This is a genomic window from Verruconatronum alginivorum, from assembly GCF_056590205.1.
Genome location: NZ_JBWPVQ010000001.1, coordinates 2,151,268 through 2,175,049, shown reverse-complemented (window position 1 = coordinate 2,175,049; position 23,782 = coordinate 2,151,268). Strand labels below are relative to the sequence as shown.

The 23,782-nt window shown below is 55.8% G+C and carries 16 protein-coding genes; 9 read left to right on the top strand and 7 right to left on the bottom strand.

What is annotated here, in order from left to right; translation table 11 throughout:
- Positions 1-122: 122 nt before the first annotated feature.
- From ACWUI2_RS07670 to ACWUI2_RS07660, 3 genes are all read right to left on the bottom strand, one after another.
- Entirely contained in the window at positions 123-2,471 is a 2,349-nt protein-coding gene (locus ACWUI2_RS07670; protein WP_486982269.1) for a glycosyl hydrolase family 95 catalytic domain-containing protein, read from the bottom strand.
- Positions 2,472-2,592: 121 nt separating this feature from the next.
- Positions 2,593-3,942 (bottom strand): CehA/McbA family metallohydrolase domain-containing protein, encoded by a 1,350-nt coding sequence (locus ACWUI2_RS07665; RefSeq protein WP_486982268.1) that lies wholly within the window; start codon positions 3,940-3,942, stop codon positions 2,593-2,595.
- Positions 3,932-4,234 carry a hypothetical protein gene (locus tag ACWUI2_RS07660; protein WP_486982267.1) on the bottom strand — a complete coding sequence of 101 codons (303 nt, stop codon included), beginning with the start codon at positions 4,232-4,234 and terminating at the stop codon, positions 3,932-3,934. Before ACWUI2_RS07660 ends, ACWUI2_RS07665 begins: the two co-directional genes overlap by 11 nt.
- A gap of 49 nt (positions 4,235-4,283) precedes the next feature.
- On the opposite strand from ACWUI2_RS07660, the gene ACWUI2_RS07655 reads away from it, so the two are divergent.
- The 7 genes from ACWUI2_RS07655 to ACWUI2_RS07625 all read left to right on the top strand — a co-directional run bounded on the left by ACWUI2_RS07655 (position 4,284) and on the right by ACWUI2_RS07625 (position 16,174).
- The gene (locus ACWUI2_RS07655; protein ID WP_486982266.1) at positions 4,284-6,635 is read left to right on the top strand and encodes an NPCBM/NEW2 domain-containing protein; all 2,352 of its coding nucleotides are present in this window, start codon (positions 4,284-4,286) and stop codon (positions 6,633-6,635) included.
- A 25-nt stretch (positions 6,636-6,660) separates the two neighbouring features.
- Positions 6,661-8,190: a sulfatase-like hydrolase/transferase gene (locus ACWUI2_RS07650; RefSeq protein WP_486982265.1), complete on the top strand. Its 1,530-nt coding sequence runs from the start codon at positions 6,661-6,663 to the stop codon at positions 8,188-8,190.
- Positions 8,191-8,326: 136 nt separating this feature from the next.
- Positions 8,327-10,699 carry an NPCBM/NEW2 domain-containing protein gene (locus ACWUI2_RS07645; protein WP_486982264.1) on the top strand — a complete coding sequence of 791 codons (2,373 nt, stop codon included), beginning with the start codon at positions 8,327-8,329 and terminating at the stop codon, positions 10,697-10,699.
- Positions 10,696-11,052 (top strand): hypothetical protein, encoded by a 357-nt coding sequence (locus ACWUI2_RS07640; protein ID WP_486982263.1) that lies wholly within the window; start codon positions 10,696-10,698, stop codon positions 11,050-11,052. Before ACWUI2_RS07645 ends, ACWUI2_RS07640 begins: the two co-directional genes overlap by 4 nt.
- A gap of 29 nt (positions 11,053-11,081) precedes the next feature.
- The gene (locus ACWUI2_RS07635; RefSeq protein ID WP_486982262.1) at positions 11,082-11,783 is read left to right on the top strand and encodes an RraA family protein; all 702 of its coding nucleotides are present in this window, start codon (positions 11,082-11,084) and stop codon (positions 11,781-11,783) included.
- A 225-nt stretch (positions 11,784-12,008) separates the two neighbouring features.
- Positions 12,009-12,503 (top strand): NAD(P)-dependent oxidoreductase, encoded by a 495-nt coding sequence (locus tag ACWUI2_RS07630; RefSeq protein ID WP_486982261.1) that lies wholly within the window; start codon positions 12,009-12,011, stop codon positions 12,501-12,503.
- Between the two features lie 455 nt (positions 12,504-12,958).
- Positions 12,959-16,174, top strand: coding sequence for an NPCBM/NEW2 domain-containing protein (locus ACWUI2_RS07625; RefSeq protein ID WP_486982260.1), 3,216 nt, complete (start codon positions 12,959-12,961; stop codon positions 16,172-16,174).
- 218 nt (positions 16,175-16,392) lie between these two features.
- Here the strand turns inward: ACWUI2_RS07625 and ACWUI2_RS07620 are convergent, their stop codons facing one another.
- Positions 16,393-16,980 carry a hypothetical protein gene (locus ACWUI2_RS07620; protein ID WP_486982259.1) on the bottom strand — a complete coding sequence of 196 codons (588 nt, stop codon included), beginning with the start codon at positions 16,978-16,980 and terminating at the stop codon, positions 16,393-16,395.
- A gap of 270 nt (positions 16,981-17,250) precedes the next feature.
- Here ACWUI2_RS07620 and ACWUI2_RS07615 point away from each other — a divergent pair, with 270 nt between their 5' ends.
- On the top strand, positions 17,251-17,460 hold the full coding sequence (locus ACWUI2_RS07615; RefSeq protein ID WP_486982258.1) for a hypothetical protein: 210 nt from the start codon (positions 17,251-17,253) through the stop codon (positions 17,458-17,460).
- 752 nt (positions 17,461-18,212) lie between these two features.
- On the opposite strand, the gene ACWUI2_RS07610 is transcribed toward ACWUI2_RS07615, so the two are convergent.
- Positions 18,213-18,347: a hypothetical protein gene (locus ACWUI2_RS07610; protein ID WP_486982257.1), complete on the bottom strand. Its 135-nt coding sequence runs from the start codon at positions 18,345-18,347 to the stop codon at positions 18,213-18,215.
- Between the two features lie 188 nt (positions 18,348-18,535).
- Here ACWUI2_RS07610 and ACWUI2_RS07605 point away from each other — a divergent pair, with 188 nt between their 5' ends.
- The gene (locus ACWUI2_RS07605) at positions 18,536-18,850 is read left to right on the top strand and encodes a hypothetical protein (RefSeq protein WP_486982256.1); all 315 of its coding nucleotides are present in this window, start codon (positions 18,536-18,538) and stop codon (positions 18,848-18,850) included.
- Positions 18,851-18,921: 71 nt separating this feature from the next.
- Here the strand turns inward: ACWUI2_RS07605 and ACWUI2_RS07600 are convergent, their stop codons facing one another.
- Positions 18,922-21,171 carry an NPCBM/NEW2 domain-containing protein gene (locus ACWUI2_RS07600; RefSeq protein WP_486982255.1) on the bottom strand — a complete coding sequence of 750 codons (2,250 nt, stop codon included), beginning with the start codon at positions 21,169-21,171 and terminating at the stop codon, positions 18,922-18,924.
- A gap of 180 nt (positions 21,172-21,351) precedes the next feature.
- Complete coding sequence (locus tag ACWUI2_RS07595; protein WP_486982254.1) at positions 21,352-23,547, bottom strand: NPCBM/NEW2 domain-containing protein; 2,196 nt, start codon at positions 23,545-23,547, stop codon at positions 21,352-21,354.
- Positions 23,548-23,782: the final 235 nt, after the last annotated feature.

The window sequence follows — 23,782 nt, the reverse complement described above, 5'->3', positions numbered from 1 at the left end:
ATAGCCATTACTTGACTAATTAAACCGGAAATGTTCCAGCGTCATGGGCCCGGGGGCGCCATCCAGGTCCGAACCCGCCGCTTCCATGGCCCCGCATATACAGTGAAGTTTCATCGGTAAAGTCACCTAGAAATAAAGATACTCCGTGTGCCGGCCATAACGAAGACCTCGATCTCATCCCCCTCGAGGGTTTCCTCAACGCCACGAACATTCTGAATGACCGGCTTTCCAGGCCATGGATTATAAAATTGAAGGCTGCCTTCGTGTTCCGCGAAAACCTCGAAACGCAGAATTTTGCCCTCCCGCTTTTCCGCCGACACCAGGAAAGCGCCGGCCGCGCGAAGGTTCCGAAAGGAAGCCGATGGCCGGGTCCAGTTTGGAAATAATCTCAATATGCCCGTATAACTTTGCAACAGGCACTCGTTGATCACCGCAGGCAATGAGAAATTCTCCACCCAGATTCCCATGCGCTTCATGTAGGAAAAGGAATGAATGTCCCCAAACCGCCCGCCAGCCATCAGATTTTTGTCGGTGCAAGTGCCGTTTGGGAGCAGGCAATACTGCACCTGACGCTTGAAACGGTCGAGATCGAGGCATCCCAACCTCGCTCCTTGCAAATGATAGAAAACAAGCTCGTTCCCGCCTTCGTTCCGGTGACTGCGATAGGTGCGGCGGGCCATCTCCAAAACCTCCGGCGCGGAGTGCAGGCCGTATTCCTCTGCCGGGAAAACCGGCATCAGCGGCTGGGGCGCATTGTGAACGACCTCCGGGTCCTCTCCCGGCATGGAAACAAACACCTCTCCGGAATTCCCCGTCGCAGTCGGATACGGAGCCAGCTTGTCGAGGATTTCCCTCACCTCGGAGCAGAGGGCTTCCCCTGCTTGTTCCAGGACGGTCGAGGCCTCAAGATAGGCGCGAAACAGGAAACGGACCATCGCCAGATCCGCAATGCCATCGCAGTTAAAAGCGAAGCCGGGACGCATCCGGTAAAGTTCCTGGGAAAGGGATGGAAAAATATGGATACGGTCATCCCCCCAACGCTCCCCCCGGCACTCAGGACGCGACAGGTAGTCGACCAAAAATAGCGCCACGGCTTGAAGCAATGGATACGTCCGGTTCTTCAAGAGATCGCGGTCGCCAGTATAGCGATAATGCCACCAGGTGCTCTGCACGATCCAGGCGCTGATCCCCACGCCCCAGCTCCAGTCAGCCCCCAATAGCAGTGGTTTCTTCATCTTGACCGGCACCGCGCAATAGGGAAAACAGGCGCCTCGCATCCCGTAATACTCCTCCGCCCATGCTTCCGCCATTGGCAACAGACAATGCTCCAGGAGTTCGACGTAAGGCAGGTGCAACTCGGGATGATTGCTCGAAAAGCACCCCCAAAAGGCTTGTTGCGTGTTGTAGTTGAAATGATAATCGCCATGCCATGCGGTCCCGATCCGGTCGAAGACCCACGGCCCAAAAATCCCCGGGGCGTTGGCTCCCGGGCGCAACACACTGCGCAGAAAATAGTTGTTGTGGTACCAGATGCGCTCAAGGAATTCATCGTCCAAGGTCACGGCGCAGCTTGCCCAGAATTCCCGCCAGAGATCCGCTGACCCCCGGCACGCGGAATTCCATCCTTCCGCGACGGGTGGCCTGGACGCCTGCGCCGCCGGCTTCTCGCTGAGAAGTCCCTCCCGGAAATCGATCCGGACCAACAGGGGGTCGCTGGATTTAAAATATTTCTCCAGAAGCGGAGTGCGTTGGCTCAGTGCGGAAAAATCGGGTTCAACGGCATCCACGTACCGTTTCGGATGATTCATATTCAGGGAGACCCGCCGGTCTTCCAACACGATGTCAGCAACGAACTCCAACTGAAAGAAGCGGTCCTCTTCACCCTCTTCCGGCGACTCCGTGCGGAATGGCAGTTCCTGGGAAAAACCGAGATGCCCGGTCTCCGGATTGGCGAAGGCCTGATATATGGGAAACTCCGCGGGCATGGAGGAATCCGGATAAAGCGCCACCCTCTCGACCGGACTCTCAACCGGGCTTCCCCGCTCATCCACCGAACGTATCCAGACGGAATCTGCCCCCAGTTCGAGAAACAACTCCAACCAAACCTTCCCGTCATCGTGCAACAATTCGATCCGGAGCACCCCGTCGAGTATGCTCAACTCATACCGAATGACCTCATACTTTCTACGGTCCCACCCCAGCACGATGCTCCCGCAGGGAAGCGGCCGGGGATACTCTTCGCCGTAACGGGAAAAGTTATACGCGAAATGACGCTCGAACCAGGGATCATCGCGCAGAGAGGGCAAGTTCCCCGGCAATTGAGCGATTTTCTCGAAGACTTTTTGAAACGTGTCGTCGTCGGATGCCGGGGGAGCAGGTATGCGCCGGTCCCATACATTATTGTGGCCAAAATAAAGGTGCAAGGCATCCGGACGCGCCGTCACCACACATCCGAGCCCCCCGTTTCCCATGAGCGCTCCTTCAAAGAAGTCCTCAGCCGCACCTTGATGAACGATGGGATGCCGGGCGGGGCCTGTAAGAAATCCATCCCCGGAAGTCATTTCGGAAGCAGAATGAGCATGCATTTTCCCCTTATCGCATTTCATCTCGAACCACGACTGGTTGCGTCCATGCCTTTTGCTTCGCATCTGGCACTCCCCTTACAGACATTTCCTTCGACGAAATCACTTTCGCTCGTACATAGAGTTCGTCGCCTTTCGCCTTATATATGGCCGGCACTTCCTTCGTCTCATGCAAAACTATGCCGATTTCGTCGCTGTAGGTTCTAAAGTCCCGCAAATCGCTCGTGATCTCGTTGCCATCGTCGTCCAATGCCGGCATCGATGTCGGATCGAAGCCCTTCCGCGTCCCGTAGAAGACCGTGCGGTAGCTTGCGCCATCCTCCACTGCAGGCTCTACCTTATATTCTCTGCCATCCCAGGAGATCTCGTTAAGTTTCACTCCCGTGCTCGCATAGAAATCACCCCGCTTCATGGCCCGGATAAGGCTCTCCATGCTCAACTCGTCAGCAAGCACCTGAATCCAGGCCTCATCGTCACCAGATTCCGGATCATAGCGATACCCGTGATCATCGCTCGTTCCGACTCCATAGAGTAAATTCTCCGGATCGTCCTGTAAACGGAATGCCAACAATATATCCCAAATGCGGTCCATGGATTCCTGATGCAGGTGAGAAATTCCCCAGTTCCGGTCACGCTGACCACTGTTGAAGATTTCAAAAAAACGGAAATCCCGGACGTCAATCAGCTCGCCTGGCGGGAAGCCTTCATGGTGGTTGATATGATTGAGAAATGCAAGCATCGGGATGCCGTATTTCTCCTCCTGGTGACTGACATTTTGGACAATGTGACTGATGTTAAAATTGCCCGTCGTCCGGAGTGAAGGTACGGCAACCGGTTCGCGGGTATTGAGCGCGTTCACATGCACGATTCTCCGCAAGTCCTTCCCGTTCTCAGTGAAACGCGTCACTGTGGTCACTTCCTCTCCCTGGCCTACAAGAAACCGGCCGGGTTCGTCGAACTTTGCCTTGATCTCATCCATGGTCTTTAATCGCATTTCTTCCCAGTGGTTATTGCGACGGATTTCAACCCAATCCTTACCATACCGGTCAACAAGTGCTTCCACGCGCGCCTGTGTCAGGTTTCCCTCCTCCCTGATTTCATACCATCCATTCCCTTGATGCACCACATGGTGATCGGTCATCACCACAAAATGATATCCGTTGTCCCTGTGCCAGGCCGCTATCAACTCAGGCGGGCTCTGACCGTCGCTCCAGAGCGTATGAACGTGGGTCTGGCCCTTGTACCATTGCCTTTCATCGCATTCCTTAAGATGAATCTGCGCTAAGGCCGAACGAGGAATGACGACCGTGCCCAGGGTGAAAATAACTGACGCGGCAAGTATGAAAGATTTATTTGTCATTACGGGCATACTGTGGTTTAGCTGGTAATCCTTCAACCCCAGGGGCTTCAAAAAAAACGCCATTCTCATCGATAACCGGACATATCCGCGGGTCCACCGCATTGGCCAGGACAAGCTCCGCGCTCTCAGCCGCACCAGGCGAATGGGGTCGATGTTCCGGGAGTTCCCCCACTCCCGAATCCGTCATGTCCGTTTTCTTATTGAGATGGCGAAATACACAAAGGTTTTCCGCTGTTTGCGGCCGGCCGCCGATGGCATGCTCATCACTGATGCTCAATTTGATTTTGCCCAAGCCGCGCTCGGTCCGGAAGAAGCTTCGGCCAAGAGCACTTCTCACGCCGGTGCTTCTCTCCTCCATGTTGCTCCTGAGCGCCTGCGAGGACGCGCCGACGCAGGAGCGCCGCGAATCATTCGACAGTCTTAGCCAAACAGGCGGGAGGCCTGTCGCCGGGGACGCGGATGTTCCGGAGACCGGCACCCCGCCCGCGCCGATTGACCTGGGGGATGTTCTCATGCGAAGCCTTCGCCCTTGGCCCGGAACCGAGAGGGATCCCAGGGATACGATCGCGGTGGCCAACGAATTCAATGTCGACCGGATCGTCTGGATCTATGAGAACACGCGTGAATTCAACCAAAAGGTCCAGGCGAAAAATATCGGGATCGGCACGACCATGCAGCAAAACGCCCGCGAACTTTGGATCGACACCTTATCCCGGCCGGAGACCCTCGAATTTGTCAATCGCTTCACCATTCGCAGTGTGGAGAACAAACAAGTGATTCGGCACCACCGGACGCGGTTCGGAGCGGATCACATGGTCACCCATTTCGAACCGGACCACACCAACCCTGAATGGCTCGACTACTACGTCGATTACTTGCTAAGCCTGTACGAAACGGGAATTGATACGATTCATCGCGACGATCCGGCCTCGAGCTATTACGCGCCGCGCTCAGGGGGGAACTTTACCGATTCCGCCGTCAATTACTTCAGAGATTTCCTGCAGGCAAACTTTTCCATCGAGAAGTTGCGCGCCTTGGGAGTGGAAGATGTCACTTCCTTCAATGTCCGTTCCCATTTCAGGGAACTCGGAGCTCCGACCGATCAGAGATTGTGGCAATGGCGCGGCAGTCCCCTCATGCAAGTCTATTTGGACGCGATGCTGCAGGCGGACCGGGATTTCTTTTTGAAGCTCAGGGAACGGGTAGAAGAACGGACCCAGCGGAAAATCCCCTGGTCGCTCAATGCCGTCGGACCGGTTCACCTCTACGAGGAGGCCTTCGATTTTCGCATCGGAGAGTATCAATCCCACCACAATCAGCCCCAAACCCTTCTGATCATGAGCGAATACGCCCGGACCGCGGGCAAGACACAAGCCTGGATCTCCATGGTCGACCGGAACTACGAAGAGATTCCCGGATTCACCAATGATTTGCGGCGGCATATCGCAACCGCCTATGCCATCGGCACGATTCCTCTGGTTCCCTGGTGCATGTACATGCACGACGCTCCGCGTTACTACGGCACGTTCGCAGACTACGGAGACCTTTTTTATTTCGTATCCAATTACCGGAAACACTTCGACGGCCATGAAATGCTGAGTGTCTCGGGAATCGACACTTTGGCCCGGCTCTACTCCTGGTTGCCGAACAAAGAGCTGCTCTTTGACCAGGGAGCCCCGGAACGACGGATCTGGCTCAACCAACCGAATGTTTTTGCTTTTCTCCGCGCCAACCCGGCGGAAGATTCGACCGTGATTCACCTTGTCGATTGGAACGAAAAAAACTCCCCGATCGAACTCACCTTCGATCCGGCAAAAGTCGCCGGTTCGGAATCCGCCCGGCTCACTTTCCTTCGTCCAGGAGAGGATCCCGTGACGATCACCAGCTACACTGGAGAGACAATCGAACTGCCGCCAGTCACTCCATGGGGACTTCTCCTGGTGGACGGGAACGAAGGAACGGAACAGCCTGTTCCGGCACCGCGCATCCGCTCCCCCTACCGGTCCATTCTCCCTGCCCGCACCGATGTTCGGTTCGAAGCGTTGCCGGAAAACCGGCGGGTCATGGCGCGTTTCCTGGTGGACGGGGATGCCAGTCCCGAGTTTTCCGCCGTGTCAAACAATGAGGGAGTCACGATTCGGAGAAGCGGCATTCTCGAAGCGTTCGTCATGGACAACGGGGCGAACGAAAGATCCGAAGTCATCCGCGTTCGATTCGATTCATATCGCGACCTTTCGGTCTCCCGGGATGATCTACCCTCCCGTCCGGGCGCCGGTCTCTCCACCCGTTTCACCGCAACCTCGGGAGAATTGAAGGCCAATGAATCCTTCCTCGCCGATGAAATGCGACTGATGGGGAAGAGGATCGACCACGGGGTCTCCACCCGCGGAGATGCGGCCATCCGTGCGGATCTGGATGAAGAGTGGCGGTTCTTTGCCGTCGAAGTCGGCATCGATGACGCCGAGGACCGGCGCCCGTGCGCGCGCTTCCAGGTCCTGTTTGATGGTCGCCTGGCATATGAAACGCCGATCATCAATCCTTCCAAGCTTCAGCTTCACGACGACGGTCGCCGCGTATTCGAAATCTCAGTTCGCATTCCCGAAGGCGCCCGGCAACTCGAGCTGCGAGCCATTCCGGGTGGTTTCTTTCCCGGACAAAACAACTTTATCTGGGCCAATCCCAGAGCGTACTGAAAGCCTGAACCGTATCATTCCTGCCATGACCATAACACGAACACCTCTATCGGTTTCCGTCTTTGCCACCTCTCTCCTCTGCGTCGCTCCCGGCCTGGCATTCGCGGAGAGCCGCCCAAACATCATCCTGATGGTCGCCGATGATCTCGGCTACGGCTGCGTGGAGCTTTTTCGAACCGACGGTCCCCCTTCTCCCCAGGAGCGTGAGCGTCAATCCGAATCTCGTCTCCCGCCTATAGCGACTCCCAACATCGATCGCCTCGGACGGGATGGTTTGATCATGACCGATTTTTACGCCAACTGCTCGGTCTGCAGCCCCACCCGGGCAGCAATCATCACCGGACGCTACCAGCACCGGACTGGAATCGTAAACGTCCTTGGGCAAACCTCGCATGCCTTCGCGCGTGTCTTCCCGGATGCCGAGACCCCGTTCCGTGGCCTTTCCCCGGAGAACGTGTCCGTCGCGGAGGTCCTGCGCGATGGCGGTTACCGGACCGCGATGATCGGCAAATGGCACCTCGGCCCCCTCGAAACTCCGGGATATCATCCGATGGATCACGGGTTCGAACATTTCGTCGGAGTGGAGGGGAGCGCGGGCAACATGTTCTCCATGATTCGGAACGGACGATCCATCCTGTTCCGGGGCCGCGAGCGTGCCGAAGCCTCCGGCGAATACTGGACCTATGTGCAAGCGCACGAAACATTGGATTTTATCCGGAAGGATGACGATCGTCCCTTCTTCATCTATCTCCCCTTCACTGCCCCGCATCCCTCCTCCCGCATCGGTCCGGGGGACAGGGAAGAGGCGAACCGGTGGGATTACCAGGAGACCTTTCGCACCGACTATCCTCGCATACACAAGGAACTGGTGGAGGCGCTCGACGAAGCGGTCGGGATGATCCATGACGGGCTCATTGAAATGGGACTGGCAGAAGACACCTTGATCCTGTTTACATCGGACAATGGGCAAAATGGCTACGGCTACCCTCCACTCAACCAGCACATGGGCAAGCAGACCGTTTATGAGGGTGGCGTACGAGTGCCAATGGTGGTCCATTGGCCGAACGCGATCGAACCGGGAAGGATCTCCGATGTGCCAACCATGACCATGGATCTCTTTCCAACCTTCCTGGGGCTTTCGGGCATCTCTCTACCCTCCCACGCCAAACCGCTGGACGGAGCCGATCTCTCGCCTCTCCTCAGGGGTGACGGAGAGATCGAGGAACGCCTGCTCTTCTGGGAAAAACCCTACCAGGTCTGGATGGAATATTTCGGAAACCGCCTTTTCGCCGTGCGCGATGGTGACTGGAAACTGCTTCGTTCACATATCAACCGGCCCCCGGAGCTCTACAATGTCCGCCAAGACAAAGCGGAAACGGAAAATCTTGCCGCACAGTATCCCGAACGAGTGGAGCGAATGACCCGCGCTTTCGAAGCATGGCGACAGGAAGTTTTCGCGGATATGCCATACGGCTTCGACGAATTTCTCCACCGCCTGAAGGAAGCCGGCATCGTTACGGAGGAGTCGACCGCCAAAGAACTGGAACGCTATTAATGCCCATATTTTCTCATCAATAAGTCACGAGGGAAAGCTCGGACATGTCCGCGCACTCCAAAACGGCGGGTCCTGGCCCCTGGACAAGGGAATAATTAATCTGCCGGCTCACCTCCCAAACAATTCCTGAATCAACATGAATGTATTTTCTTCCATACTTAAATCTTCCTGCCTGCTTCTGGCCTTCGCTCTTACCGGCTGCGCCGACGCACCTCCCACTACCGCCGCCACCGTCACCCCCGCCGAGAATGGAACCGGTCAACAACATCTTGAACCGGCACCTCCACATTCGAACCGCGAGATCGAACTGGGCGATGTTTTAATGCGAAGTCTCATCGTCTGGCCGCGCGACGAACAGGACAAACACGACACCCTCGCCACGGCAAAGGCCTTCCGGGTCGACCATATCGTCTGGATCTACGAAAACTCTCCGGAATTCAACCGAAAGGTTCGCCAGGAAGGTATCGGTATTGGAACTACAATGGCCGCCAATGCCCGGGAGTTTTGGCACAGAAATCTGTCGCGAAGCGAAGCGAAGAAACTGGTCGACCGGTTCACCATTCGCACCCTGGAAGGAGAACAGACTATGCCGCAGCATTTTCGAAACTTCGATGACCACCTGGTGACCCATTTCGTCCCCGATCAGGCCGATCCCGAATGGCTGGATTACTACGTCGATTACCTGAAAATGCTCTACGGCACCGGCATTGACACCCTTCATCGGGATGATCCCGCCTCGAATTCGTGGGCCGTCAGATCCGGGGGGACTTACACCGAACATTCCATCCGGTTCTTTCGGGAGTATCTCCGTGAGAACCACACCGAGGATGAACTCGCCCGGCTGGGAGTGACAGATGTCGAGACGTTCGATATTCGACAGCATTTTCTCGATTTGGGCGCTCCGAGCGACAATTCCCTCTGGCAATGGCGGGGAAGCCCCCTGATGCCTCTCTTCCTCGCCGCCATGATGGAGGCGGACCGGCGCTTTTTCCTTATGGCCAAACAAAGAGTCGAGGAAGAAACAGGGATGAGTATTCCATGGTCATTAAATGGTGGAGGTCCAATCCAGAAATTCGAAGAGGCATTCGATTTCCGCATCGGCGAGTATCAAAACCACCACAACCAGCCCCAGACCATCCTGGAAATGGCAACCTACTCTCACGATGCCAATCTCACCCAGGCTTGGATTTCGATTGTTGACCGGAATTACGCCACGAATCCGGATTTCGTTCCGGACACCAGGCGACACATCGGCACCGCTTATGCCGTCGGAACCATTCCACTGGTCCCCTGGTGCATGTTTATGCACGACGCCCCCCGGTATTACGGATCCCTGGACGACTTTGGGGATCTCTACCATTTCGTATCCGATAACCGCCAGCATTTCGACGGGCATACGTTTTCATCGGTCTCGGGCCTCGCACATGACTCCAGGCTGTATGCCTGGCTGCCAAACCGCCAGATCCGGTTCCGCCATGAGCCCCCCTCATCGCCTCTTCGAATCAATGAACCAGGCATCTTCGGCTTTATCAGGAATCATCCAAATCGAACCGGCGCGGTCATTCACCTGGTCGACTGGTCGGAAGAACCGGATTCGTTTTCGATCACCTTCCCCCCGCAAGATGTTTTGGGTCAGGAAACCGCCAATCTCACCCTGTTGCGTCCGGGCCTTCCCCCCGAGGCAATCGCGCCGGCCTATCGCGGACACACCATCGACATCCCCGCGGTCACGCCATGGGGACTCCTCATCGTCGAACCATCCGAAGCATCTCCCGGCGCCCTCCCCGCGCCGGTTTTGAACTCCCCTGAATCGATCGTCGCCGCGGCAGGCACTCCCATCCAATTTGCCGAGCCTGCGAATGGGAAGACCTTGATGGTTCGCCTGACCGACGATCCAAATTCAACTGAAAGCGATTTCATACCGTTTCGAGCGGAATCGCCGCCGGTCCTGAACCGCCGGGGCTATATTCAGGCTTACCTCGTCGACGATAGGACCGGAGATCGCTCCGAAGGACTAAACACGTTTCACCTGGTTTACCGCGATTTTTCAGGCGCGCCGGACGATGCGACGGGAACAGGTGGCGGCAAGGATCTGTCCGGCTCCTTCACGCTCGTGTCAGGGGAAATGAAGGTCAATGATTCCTTCCTGGCGGCCCCGCTTACCTTGCTCGGCAATAGGGTGGAGAAGGCGGTGACGACAAGAGGACATACCAGACTCGCCCTCGACCTCGAACCGGAGTGGGAATACTTCTCCGTCGATGTCGGCATCGATGACGCCGAGGACCGGCGTCCTTCGGCACGTTTCCAACTCTGGTTCGACGATCGGCTCGCCTACGAATCCCGCGTCTTCAATCCGTCGAAATTGATCCTGAACGACGAAGACAGGGAAGTTACTTCGATCCGAGTCAAAATCCCACGAGACGCCAAACGCCTGGAACTCCGCGTTGTGCCCAATGGATTCTTTCACGAACAAAACCACGCCGTCTGGGCAAACCCGACTGTCTTTTGACCGATGTTGGCCGAGGAGGATTCCCGGATTGGAGGAATATCTCGGACGGTCGCCCGCTCCACGGGAGCGAACCTCACCTGCTCCTTCCCGGCAAAACCCACCACGTCGTCGTCATCGTCGACGGCGGACCGAAAATCGTCAGCTTCGTCGTCGACAGTCGCTTCTGCGACGGCGGGCACAATCTCCAATTCGGCTGGAGCCGTTTCAGCCCGGGATTGAAAGATGTCGCCGGACACCCCCGGTTGACCCTCTCGCGTCAGGCCCATTCCCTTCGGATCTATGGTCGCGCTCTAATGGTATGCGAAGCTTCAGCTCTCGCAAGTTCCCCTCCCTTGGTTCCGCAGGTCAGCTGAGGATTAAACTCCCTTAACGTTTATCACTTATGATTACCAACATTTCCTGGACCAACGATGCCGAACTTTTCGCGGTGGCACGAGCGGAACTCTACACCGCTGTCGTCGGCGATATCCTCGACCTTCTTGGCTATAGAAACCAGTTTCTTCCTCCGGCAATCCAGCCATTGCACCAGAGTATGGTCGTTATCGGCCGTGCCATGCCGGTGCTGGAAATTGACGACGAGGGAGGCGAAGGCCCGTCCCGCCGCAGTGAGGTCGTCCGGCAACCTTTCGGCTTGATGCTGCGCGCCCTAGATGATCTTCAGCCGGGGGATGTTTACATTTGCTCCGGCTCGTCGCCGAGATATGCCCTCTGGGGAGAACTGATGAGTGCGGCCGCGAAGAACCGGAAGGCGGCGGGGGCGGTCATGAATGGTTATTCCCGCGACACGCGCGGTATCCTTGAAGCCAATTTCCCCGTCTTTTCGATGGGACGATATTCCCAGGACCAGCGCCCTCGCGGAAAGGTCGTCGACTTCCGATGCAATATCCGCTTCGGCGAGGTGACCGTCCGCGACGGCGATATCATCTTCGGCGACCTTGATGGCGTTTGCGTCGTGCCTCGGGAACTCGAACGGGAAACCTTCACGGAAGCACTCAAAAAGGCAAAAGGAGAAAAGCAGGTGTATCAGGCAATCAAAAACGGAATGGGCGCCCAGGAAGCCTGGGATCGTTTTGGCGTTTTCTGACGACGGAAATGACTCTTATGCAACCAACAGATCTCATCACCAACACGGTCCCGAAGAACGTGACCAGATCCCTCCGGGGAAAAACCAGGATTATCATGGGCCCAGCCGGCGGAGACCTCATGCCCCCGGCACTTTCGTCGAATCGACGGCGAATTGCACCTTTGCGTTACTCCTCAACGTCGCCCGGTGTATCCTGGAGGCGGGTATATTTGTCCGCTCGAGCGAATGGAAGAGTTTTCAGCCCGGCCGCCGGGATGGGATGGAGCTCATCCGCAAGACTCTCGGGATCGTTCCCTCGACAAACTTCTTCCTGTGACCGACGTGGTTTCCTTGCATGTTCCCCTCCAGCCCGAGCCGCGGCGCCTGATGAGCGAAGACCGCTTCGCCAGCATGAAACCGGGCGCGATCTTCTTGAATCTCGCACGGGGACAGACCATGGACGAGGCGGCCCTGACCGCAGCCCTGCCAAGGGGGCATCTCGACGGAGCCGGCCTCGATGTCTTCGAGAACGAACTGAGCGTGCGTCCGGCGCTCATCGGCATGAAGACCGTTGTCCTGACTCCCCACATCGGCGGAGGCACGAGGGAATCCCGAGCGGATGGCTTGAGAAAACGTCGCCGCGGTGTTGGCCGGGCAAAAGCCTCCCGATCCCGTCAATCAGCCCGACTGAACCGACCACGCTGTTCGACTGGGATCGAACAAATCCGTGTTCGTGTTTAGGCAAATTCAATCGGAATTCGGACATAGTCCAACAGAGACCTGGCCGTGAGCACCCTCGATTCCTCCAAGGCCTCTTCCATTTGAGATTCGTTGATGTCAGGATTCCGCAACCAATGTCCAAACGCCAAAGGTTTTTCGCATGGTGACGGATGCCGAATGATGCTTGATTAAGCTTCATTCGGACCAGGTCCGATGCGATCCCTTTCTTCAACCAGCCGGATCCGCCTCGAAGCCAGGCGTCCGGTTTTCCAATCACGACAATCATGGCCATCTCACTCGCTGCATCTCGTTTTCCCAAGACAATCCTGGGATTTCTCATCACGGTTTGCCTCTGTCCGCTTGCGCCGGATTCTACGGCCGCATCCTACCACGAATCCTTCCGTTACACCCCCGCCCGGCCTTTGGCAGGAGTAGGGAACCCGCCTTGGGAGTCGATAGGATCCTTCCCTTCTCCCATGATCGAATGGCAGTCGAACGAGAACCGCATCACCGGTCCGCGCACGGCGGACGCGAACCAGCAAGCCCGGGCCAGACGTCCGATCAACAGCCTGAATCTCACGACGGACTCGGATGTCGTGGTCGAAATGGAATTGACCGCCTGGTCGGCCACCACCCATGACCATCTCGGTTTCGGTCCGGGTAAATATGGCGAAACTCCAGCTTATATCGGGGTTCAAAATGGGGTATGGGTCATCCGGGGGAGTTCATTCGGAGCCACCCATATTGCCCGGGCTCCCAGCGGAGCCGGATTGGGGCCCATCGTCGGCCACCGCTACCGGATCCGTTCAGTCTGGAATCTCGCCGGTGAAGGCACCGCGACTCTGGAGATCAAGAATCTCACCGCGGGCGAAACAGAGTTCACTCCCTTGTATTTCAACTCAGGACAGACCATCAACGCTCCCAGCCTCCAGTTGTCGGCGGTCTCCCCGGCAAACCGATGGGATGCCGTCTGGCTCCGGCTCGGCACCAACCCGGACGCATCCGGAAACAACTCGATTTTCAATCTCTCCATCAACACCAACCGCCCCCCGATCCAACGGGGTGACGTCTTGATGCGAGGTTTGCGAATGCGTCCGGTCAACACCAACGATCCTCATAATACCCTTGAAACAGCCACCGCGTTCGGAGTGGATAACATCCTTTGGATCTATGAGGTCACCAATGGCTGGATCGCTGATGCCAAGGCCCTTGGAGTCAATGTAGGAACCGCGATGCAGGCCAATGCCCGCGATGTCTGGGCCAATCAATCGAGCCAACAAATCCAGGATCTGGTTAATCACTTCACGATCCGCAATGTAAATGGCGAACAGGTCATCGCGACCCATGCCGCCCAAAACTTCGGTCCGAACGCCCCCATCACCCACTTCATCCCAGATACCAACATTCCCGATTGGATCGAATACTACGGTGACTATCTGACCGGCTTGCTGAACCAGAACATCGTCTCCCTTCATCGGGATGATCCGCACGGAAATTATCAAGCCATTCGTTACGGCGCGAGCTTCACCGACGCTTCCGTGGAATTTTTCCGGAATTACCTCGAGGAGAACTTTACCGCCGCCGAATTGAGCCAACTCGGAGTCGACGATGTCGAAACCTTCAATCTCCGCGCCCATTTTCTCGACCTGGGGGCTCCGGACGACCAGGACCTCTGGCGATGGACCGGGAGCCCCTTGATGCCGGTGTTCAAGAAAGCACAACTGGAAGCCACGGTCGATTTCTACCAAAGCGTCCGCGAGGCGGTCGAAACCATTACGGGCAAAGCGATCCCCTGGTCGTGCAACGGGGTGAATGACTGGAACGACATCGACCGGGTCTTCGATTTTCGAATCGGCGAGTTCCAGGCCCACTTCAATCAACCACAAACCATGCTGGTGATGGCAAATAATGCCGCTCGCGAGGGAAAACTTCAGGCATTGATTTCGATGGTCGATGCGAACTATCAAACCAAACCTTCGTTCTTGCCGGACACCCGGCTCAATATCGCAACGGCTTACTCGCTCGGCATGGTTCCACTCGTACCGTGGGACATGTATATGCATGACGCTCCGCGCTACTTCGGCACACCGGAAGAATACGGGGATCTCTTCCATTTTGTTTCAACTTACCGGAATTACTTCGATTCATACGATCTGGTTGGCACCTCCGGTGTCGACTTCCGCCATAACCTCTACAATTGGATACCCAACCGGGAACTGGTTCTTCCGGAGGCCACCATGCACGCCGGAGTTTGGATCAACCAAAACAATATCTTTGGCTTCCTTCGCCAATCGCCCGAAAACACAGTCTCGGTCATTCATTTGGTGGATTGGAATTCGCAAAACGATCCATTCCTGATCGGTCTCGATCCTTACCGTATTTCCGGTTCGGATACAGTCGATATCACCTTGATCACCCCCCAGGGCACAACTCAAAGCTGGAACAACTATCGAGGCGGCACCCTCACCATTCCCGCGCTTTCCCCGTGGGGCATGTTGCTGGTGAAAGGAACAGATGCCTCTTCTCCCTCCCCGGTGGCGCCACGCCTCGCGTCTCCAGCTCGGTCGATCATTCCGCTGGGAACCGCTGTCTCCTTTGTAGACCCCGGCCCGGGCAAACAGATCTTCTACCGAATCGGAACCAGCAACCAGATCGACGGCCTCCCTTTCACCTCCTATTCACCGCCGGGAACCGTCCCCGTAGTCAACGGAGACCGCATTCTCGAAGCCTATACGCGGGAAACCGCTTCCGGCAACGAATCCGCTCGTATCCGGATTCGGCTGCGAGGCTTCGCAGACGTCAGAGCCCCGGGTGACGATCTTGCCCCCTACGCCGGCAATTCCATTTCCCTGACCCACCGGTTCACTCCGGTACTGGGGGAAATGCTGGTGAATGAATCTTTCATGGGCGACTCCCTGCGATTGATGGGGAATCCGGTTTCGAATGGCATCTCCGTCCGGAACCATTCTGAAATCGTCTGCGAGGTCGATCCCCGGTGGAAATTCCTTACCGTCACCGCCGGCTTCGACGACGCCGAATACCGCCGGCCTTGCGCCCGCGTGCAAATCCTGTTCGACGGCACACTGGCCTACGAATCGCCGATCATCAATCCGTTGAAGGGGGACATTCTCGACGAGGCCCGGCGATCGTTCGACATCGTGGTGGCCATTCCCGAAGGAGTCTCCCAGGTCACCCTTAAATCGGTACCCTCCGGATTCTTTCCCGAACAAAGCACGCTCGTCTGGGCCAATCCCCGCGCCTATCTCGATTCGTTCGATTATGAAGTATGGGCGGAAGAATTGCCTGATGGACAACGCGATCCGATGGCCGATCCGGCGTCAACCGGAATTTCAAACGCCGCCCGATACGTCTTCGGCATGCCCTCAACCGAATTGATTCGTTCAAACCTTCCTCGGCTCGAACTAGTCCATGATAGCGATATCGCGCCAGGGACCGGAGAAGACCATTTCATGGTCCTTGATGTCCGTATTCGAAAAAACCTGACCGGTGCCGCTTGGGCGGTCCGCGCTTCTCGACACCTCGCCGATTTGGCAACCCATGGAGAAGAGGCTGTCCTTTACCAGGGTCCCTGGGACGAAGGCGATGTCGAAGTCTTCCGCTACCGATCTCCCTTTTCGATCAACCAGGAAGGATCGGGGTTCATGAACGTGACCATTGATCTCATGGAGTAAACGGCCTGACGAGCAGACGATCGCCGGCCTGGCACCTCCTTCAACGGAAACCCGAACAGATCATACAGCCATCCCGAAGGATCCTGGCAGATCGTGTTTGGATGGCCTGACACCAAGCCTGAGTTCGCGGACGTGGGCTGGGACCGGATTCAGCCCCTCGCCCTCCGGTGAAGCGATGCTCCGGGACTCTTGTAAGCGGGCCGGCCAAAACTCGATCCTCAGTCGAGGTTCACAGGGCGCATTCGCATGAACGCACGATCCTCGCCAGAGACAGGTGAAAGAAGGCGAACGGTCACCTGTTGCTGATCGCCCTGGCTTTCGGTTACCGTCTCCGTGTATTCCTCGCCAGAGTTCCAGTCAACCATGTTGGTAGAAACTTCCGGTATCAGGACCACCCTCCGGGTGTTGGTCGGGCGGGAATACTTCAATTGCATTTCATCTCCAAGAATCGCTACTCCTGGCAAATGCTCCCGGCCCGCCTCCCTCGGTTCCAATCCCAGATAATACTTCAGAAGGTTCGGCACCCGATCACCCGCCGGATCCGCGAACTGGCCGCTGATGCTTTCATCCGACATTTCCTCGGGAGAAAACATTTCATGGCGCCAATGCTCGAAACCTCCGACTCTAACCACTTTGAGATTATCGATGCGTGCGTTCTGGTTTCGAAGATAAACTCCCCTCCACAAGTGCGCTCCGCTATTCAGAGCATCATCCAAATCCAGAACAGCGGTATCGACCGTCTGGGCGGCGTCAAAATAGAGCTGGGTGAACGCGGTTTCCCCAGCTGTCAGGTTCTTAATCGCCAAAGTCGCTGTCCCACTCCCGCTCAGCGTCCAAACTGACCGCACGCGATACCAGGTATCGAGCTCCGGACCAAAAACTTGCCCCGCGCTATTCCTCGCCGGCGTGGAGGTGCCAAAATTCCAGCCTCGCACGTTCCAATTGGTCCCCTGGACTCCAACGGCCGGCGGCCGTCCGATCCCCGAACTGCTTTGCCAATATCTTCCTATGCCAAAGCTCGCTTGTTTAGGAGCCGTCGAAGTTACCATCAAATCAAAAGTCAGAATTATTGAGTCTTGATTCGTAATAAAAAAGTTTCCAACTTCCTTCAAGGTGTAGCGATTATTGTCGTCGGCCTGAATGAAGTAATTCCCGTCCTCTTCCGCGATAATGGGAGACAGCGTTGGATTTTCGCCATACCCTTGAACCCAGCCTTGCTGACCGGCCAAATCGCCCGCGACATAACCGGACTGAAAATTTTCGAAGAACGCAATGGAGAATGCTGAATTCGTAATTGAAAGAACCGCAGCGCATATTACGGGGAGAGATCTAGCAAGCATCATATTGAATATTTGGCAGGTTTCGGGTTACAATGACCGCGGACGCGGCAAATGAAACGTTCTGTTTCGGTTTGATATTCCATCAAATACAAATCTTGCCTTCCACATCAATCAAATGCCCTATCCAATTCCAGTAATATTTGTTGAAAACCGGACATTGAGGTCGTAGAAACGCCATACGTTGAGCATTTCGTTTCCCAGCAAACCGGGACTTATGTCTGTATCTCAAATCATACGACCGGCAGGCACAATCCATTGAACTTGTCCATAGCCCCGAACACCCAAAAAATAAGCGACATGCACGTCTTGCATCACACCCTTCATAGAGAACGACTCGATTCATTCAAGCCTCGCTCGGCGCTTTTTGTGATACTCGCCGGATCCCTCCACCTTTTCTCTTCCTGCCTGACGGTTTCCGCCACCCCCTCTTCAGAGCAAAGCGCTTCAACAGGTCCGTTTCACTTTCAGGAAGGGGATAGAAAACAATGGTTCAAAGGACAGACGCACGCCCATACACTGTGGAGTGACGGAGCCAGTGCCCCGGAGGTTTTAACGGCCTGGTACCGGGACAATGGTTACAATTTCCTCTTCATCACCGACCACCATACCGTCCTCCGAACCGGACCACCGGTGACTTTCACATCAGCAGCATGGTGCGAAGCGTCCAACAGCAAGAATCGGAGTATCAACAACCGATGCTATCGTTTCTCTGCTATATCAATCACCACGCCGGAATTCCCATCGAGGAAATCCTGCGGGTCGAAGAACTCCGCTTTTTCGAAATCTTCAACGCCGGCCAAAGTCGACGGAATTGGGGTATTCCCAATCGTCATTTGAAGCCAATGGATCGGTTATGGGACATACTTCTTGCCTTTCGCCTGCGTGAACCCCCGGCAATGTCATTTATGGCGTGGCCACCAATGACGACCACGGCTATCATTTTGACCCGGACAGGGAAAACAGACCTGGATGGGTCCGGATCATCGCGGACAACTTGAATCTGGACAGCCTCATTTCCGCGATGAAGAGAGTGGTCGAATCCGGTGCCACCTACACCACCACTTTCTATGGAACGCGGCACGACTTCGACCCCAGATCGGAACCCGTCACGAACGATGCCGGTGACGTCTTGCAAGAAGTGACCCGCCGCTACAGCGACGAGATCGGAACGGTCCTCTACGAAACCACTTCGATTCCAGCTTCCTACCATGCCGACGGAACCGAACTTTACATCCGGGCAAAAGTCGTTTCTTCCGAAAAGGTCTCCGAGCGGGTGGCGACGGGAAAGAACCAGGAGGCATGGACCCAACCGGTTGTTGTCACGACCTCCCCGTGACGGCACAACGAGTGGGGTGTGGCGAACGGAACATAAGTCCGGCCCAAGGATTCATGGACGTTCCCAAAGGGTCAAAACGCCGTCGGATCAGCCCAAATCACGTGATTATGATCCCGAAAGAAACCGGTGTTTACCGCCCGCAATTGGACGGTTTGAGCGCCTTCAGGAATCTTCAAATCAATATCAAACCGTCGTCGCACCCCATCGGCCAGCATCAGCTTCGACGGATTGATAATTGGGGTTTCATAAGCGAGTTGATCGTCAAACAAAACCTGCAGCCGGGTCGACGGACGACGATCTTCAGCGTCATCCAATCCTGCACGAACGCTAAAATATTTCCACGCGGGATCAAGCGTCGCACTGATCGTGGCGTCTCCCTTGGTCGAGATTCCCCGCCCGACTTCCTCACCCATCAATGCCAGCGACCCGGTCAAGAACGAAGCATTCGGCCTCATATCACCCGACACAATAGAAAATCGTGACGACAGATCCGTGGCATTACCAGACGGAACGCCGTTGATCGTATGATCCCGAAAAGTCCTGAACTCCACCCCTAAAACGGCCGATCGAGCTCCGCTTTCCCGGTCGACAGCAAACGCTTCAATTCGTCCATCACTCGTGATCCTGGGGAATCCCGCTTCATGAATGGACATAAACGGCACCTCCCCCACCCGTTCCCCGGGAAGAAATCGAGCCATGACTGTTGTCTTCCCGGAAGGCTCACCGAAGTCCGCAGAAACGCCTTCCGGGACAACCATCCGCGATGGAGACTTTATCCTCGGCACCGCTACCAGATCCTTCACGCCATCGGCCGCTTCCACCTGGACAATTCCCCAAGGGGCCAAGGCCGGCAAGCGGATCGTTTCGCCGAGATAATTTTCAGCCAGCACCACCGGTCCCGCCCCAGGACGCAACAATGTAAGCCTGGCCGCGGTGGATCCCACCACTTGATTCGGGCAGAAAGCCAATTCAAACCGGGAAGGTGTCTCGCTCCAATCGACCAAATGGATCACCGAACTTTTCGTATTCGCGTTCTTGCGAAGGAAGGCGAAGAGATTTTCACGATTGATCCAGATTCGGGCCGTGGGATCTCCTTCCTCGAAAATCAGTTCCTTGTTGGGCAGCCAGGTGTAAAGCGACATTCCCCGAGCGGTCCGTCGTTGCATGGCTTCGTTGGTGTCGATGCCCGACACACTTACCAGTTCGTGCTCATCAAAAAGATGCCGGTTCTCCGAAACAAAATGATAAAGGTCTCCGAAATCCTCCGGCGTCCCGTAGTACCTCGGTTCCTGATGCATATACATGCACCATGGAACCAACGGAATCATTCCGACTGCATAAGCGGTCCCAATGTGCCGCCGGGTATCGGCCACGAATTGCTCCGGATGCTGGGTCCATTGGGAATCGACGACTGAAATTAAAGCTTGCATCATACCCGCCTCTCGGGGATACGCGGATAGGGCAAGCGCGGTTTGGGGCTGATTGTGATGTAATTGGTATTCGGTGACGCGGAAGTCGAACGCTTCCTCGAGCGGCAAAATCGGACCATCCTGATTCGACGACCACGGAATCCTCCGTCCCGTTCGCTCCTCAACGGCTTGCCTTAGATCAACGAAAAAATCACGGTCCGCAATGGTCATGGCCCGCCTGAAATGTGACATGAGGGGGCTTCCCTGCCATTCCCAGAGCCGTCCGTCCCGAGGAGCACCGAGAGCTATAAAGAACTCCCTCACATTGAAGGTTTCAATGTCGTCCACGCCAAGGTCCGCCAGCTGGGAAGTCGTGAACCGCTCCTCCAGGTAACGCCGGAAATACTCTACCGCCGAATCAGTAAAAGTACCGCCAGACCGGGGCGCCCAGCCACATGTCGCCTGATCGTCACGATGCAAGGCATCAATCCCGGTTTCGTACAAAGACACTACGTAATCGGTATAGTATTTCTTCCACTCTTCATTGGTCTGATCAGGTTGAAAAAACGCGATCAAATGGTTGGCGAAATTTTTAAAATGCTCCAAAATCACCTGATCTCCATCGAGATTAGTGATCGTGTATTGTTGTACAAATTCTTTCGCCTCGTCGTTGGAAAGCCGATCAATCCAGACTTCCCGGGCGTTATGACTCATCGTCGTCCCTATACCGATGTTTTCCGCCTGAAAACGAAGATTCTGCTCGGCCGTGTTTTCGTAAACCCAAAGAACCCGGTCAACCTTGAAGGCCTTCGCGGTCGCCAGTGTGTCGTGCCGGTCTCCGTCATTACCTGGCCAAATGAACAGGCTCCGCATCAACACGTCTCCATAACGGATTTCAACCGATGAATCCATGGCCTTAGACGCTCCAGCCTGATCTTCGCTTAAAGTCGAGTCAGCTTCTCCGGGCACAGGACAAAGAACCGCGAACAACGGAACGATCCAAAAACGGCTTCGTTTGAGTCGGCCCACCAAGCCTCCAAACGAACGAAAGGGCGAAAAAAAAATCTTCATACTGTAAAAAGAATCGTCCATTCAGCGGGTATATGCACGCGGTTCGGCCCAGATGAACGTATTCTGCGCCGGAAAAAATCCGCCCGGCACGGCTCGTAATTGAATTGTCCGGACTCCTTCCGGAATCTCCACCGCAATCCGGAATACCCGGCGCGCTTCGTCATCGAGAACGAGTTTGGAAGGATTGATAATTGGTGTCTCATAGGCCAGGCGATTGTCGAAACGAACCTGAAACCGGCCCGCCGGACGACGGCTTTCGAAATCATCGATTCCCACCTCAACCGCGAAATGGGTCCAATTCTCTTCTACATCCGCTCGAAGGTGGGCGTTCCCTTGCGTCGAGAATCCACGCTCAACGACCCGGCCCATCAACTGCATCTCATCAGTGTGAAAAGACCCATTCACCTTGATTTCGCCTGAGATCGCAGTGAATTGTTCGCTCAGATCAACAGCGCTCCTCCTCCCCATAGTCGCGGGATCCGGAACCGACAGGTCCTCGAATACACTGAAAGGAATCCGCACCGGAGCCGAACGACGGGCGGTGCCCGTTTCCACCGTGACCGCCTCTAAAACTCCCTGGCGAAAAATCGCGGTCTCCCCCAAAGTAGAACTCCATTGAATATCAGACCCGTTTCTCTCGACGGCCGGAAGGAACCGTGCCTCCACCCTCTGACCTTCCGGGAGATCGTGGAAGTCAATGGATGTCCCCGCAGGGACAACCGCCCGCAAAGGGGACTTCAGCGATGGCGCCGGGATCGATCCATTCAAGCCGTCGCTCGCTTCAACAACCAATATCCCCCATGGGGCCAAAGCCGGAACCTTAAACGTTTCTCCAACGTAGTCGTCGAACACGATCGGATCCGCGCCGGGCCGTAGAAGAGTCACCCTGGCCGAATGCGTTCCGACCATGCCAAACGGGCTAAAGGTGACCTCCATGGCCTCGGGTTGAGGATTCCAATCAATGAGATGAATCACCGCCCGGTCTTCGATCTCTTCACTCTTGCGCGTGAGTGCGAAATAATTCGCCCCCCCAAGCCAGACCCGCGCTCCCGGTTGATTCCCATCGTAAACGAGCTCCTTATTCGGCAGCCACGAATACAGGTTGGCCAGCGTATCCAAACCGGCCGCACCATACAACTGATGTTCGTCGAAGAATTCGCGGTTCGCCGAAACAAAGTGAAAGAGGTCACCATAATTTTCCACAGTGCCATAATAACGAGGAGCCTGATGCATATACATGCACCAGGGGACCAGCGGAATCGTCCCCATTGCGTAAGCGGTGGCAATGTTCCGGCGCAGATCCGAGGTAAACTCCGGCAAATTGGCGTAATTTCCGTCGACCATGGAGATCCAGGCCTGCTTCATCCCGTTTCTTTGAGCATACTGGCTCATAATGAAGAGTGTCTGCGGCTGATTGTGGTGGGACTGGTACTCGCCAATCCGGAAATCGAAGGCGGCCTCAAAATCCCGGACCGGTCCGGTGGCATTGAGAGACCATGGAATCCGCCGTCCCACCTTCTCCTCGACCCGCTCCTTCAGCTTGAGGAAGAACTCGCGGTCCGCCGCCATCATGGCATCGGAATAATGACCGATCAACGGACTTCCCCGCCATTGCCACAGCGAATCATCCGCGGGAGCTCCGGCCGCCCTGAAATGTCCCCGCAAATCGAATGTATTCAGATCATCGATTCCCAATGCGATCAATTCCCGGTCACTCAGATTCTCCGAAAGATACTGCCTGAAATACGCCATCGCGGAATTGGTAAAAGTCCCCCCCGAACGCGGAGCATAAAATGTCCCGGCCGCATCGTCCCGATGCATTGCATCAATGCCGGTCTCATAGAGTCCGGAAACGTAATCCACGTAGAAATCCAGCCACTCCGGATCGGATTGGTCCGGCTCAAAATGAGTTACCCTGTGATCGGGGCCGAAATGAGTCCGGTGAGCGCGAATCACCTGCTCTCCGTCGATGTTCCGGATTGTGAAGCGCGCGACAAAATCGAGGATATCCGGCCGGGAAAGGGTGTCGATCCATTGCTCGCGCCCGTTTTGGGCCATCGTGGTTCCAATCCCAATCCCCTCGGCGCGGACCCTCTCGTTGAACTCCGCGGTGTTCTCGTAGATCCAAAGGATCCGATCGACACCAAACTTCTTAGCCGTCGCCAAGGTGTCTCGTTCATCTTGCTCGTCTCGCGGCCAAGGGCGCAGACTACGCATGAGGACATCTCCCAAACGGATTGGAGGAGGGGAATCCTGCGAGCCTTGAATGTAGGCATTCCCGTCCGCTACAGGTGCCGCAGGTTCCAAAACCTGCGATGCCTCAAATGAATCGACGTCTCCACAAGCGACCACCAGAATTCCGAAAGAGGCAAGTAGCAGACCGGCAGGCACTCGACGAGTGACCAATTGTCTGACCAGGAGAAAGGGATTTGATAGATACATAGCTGGTAAC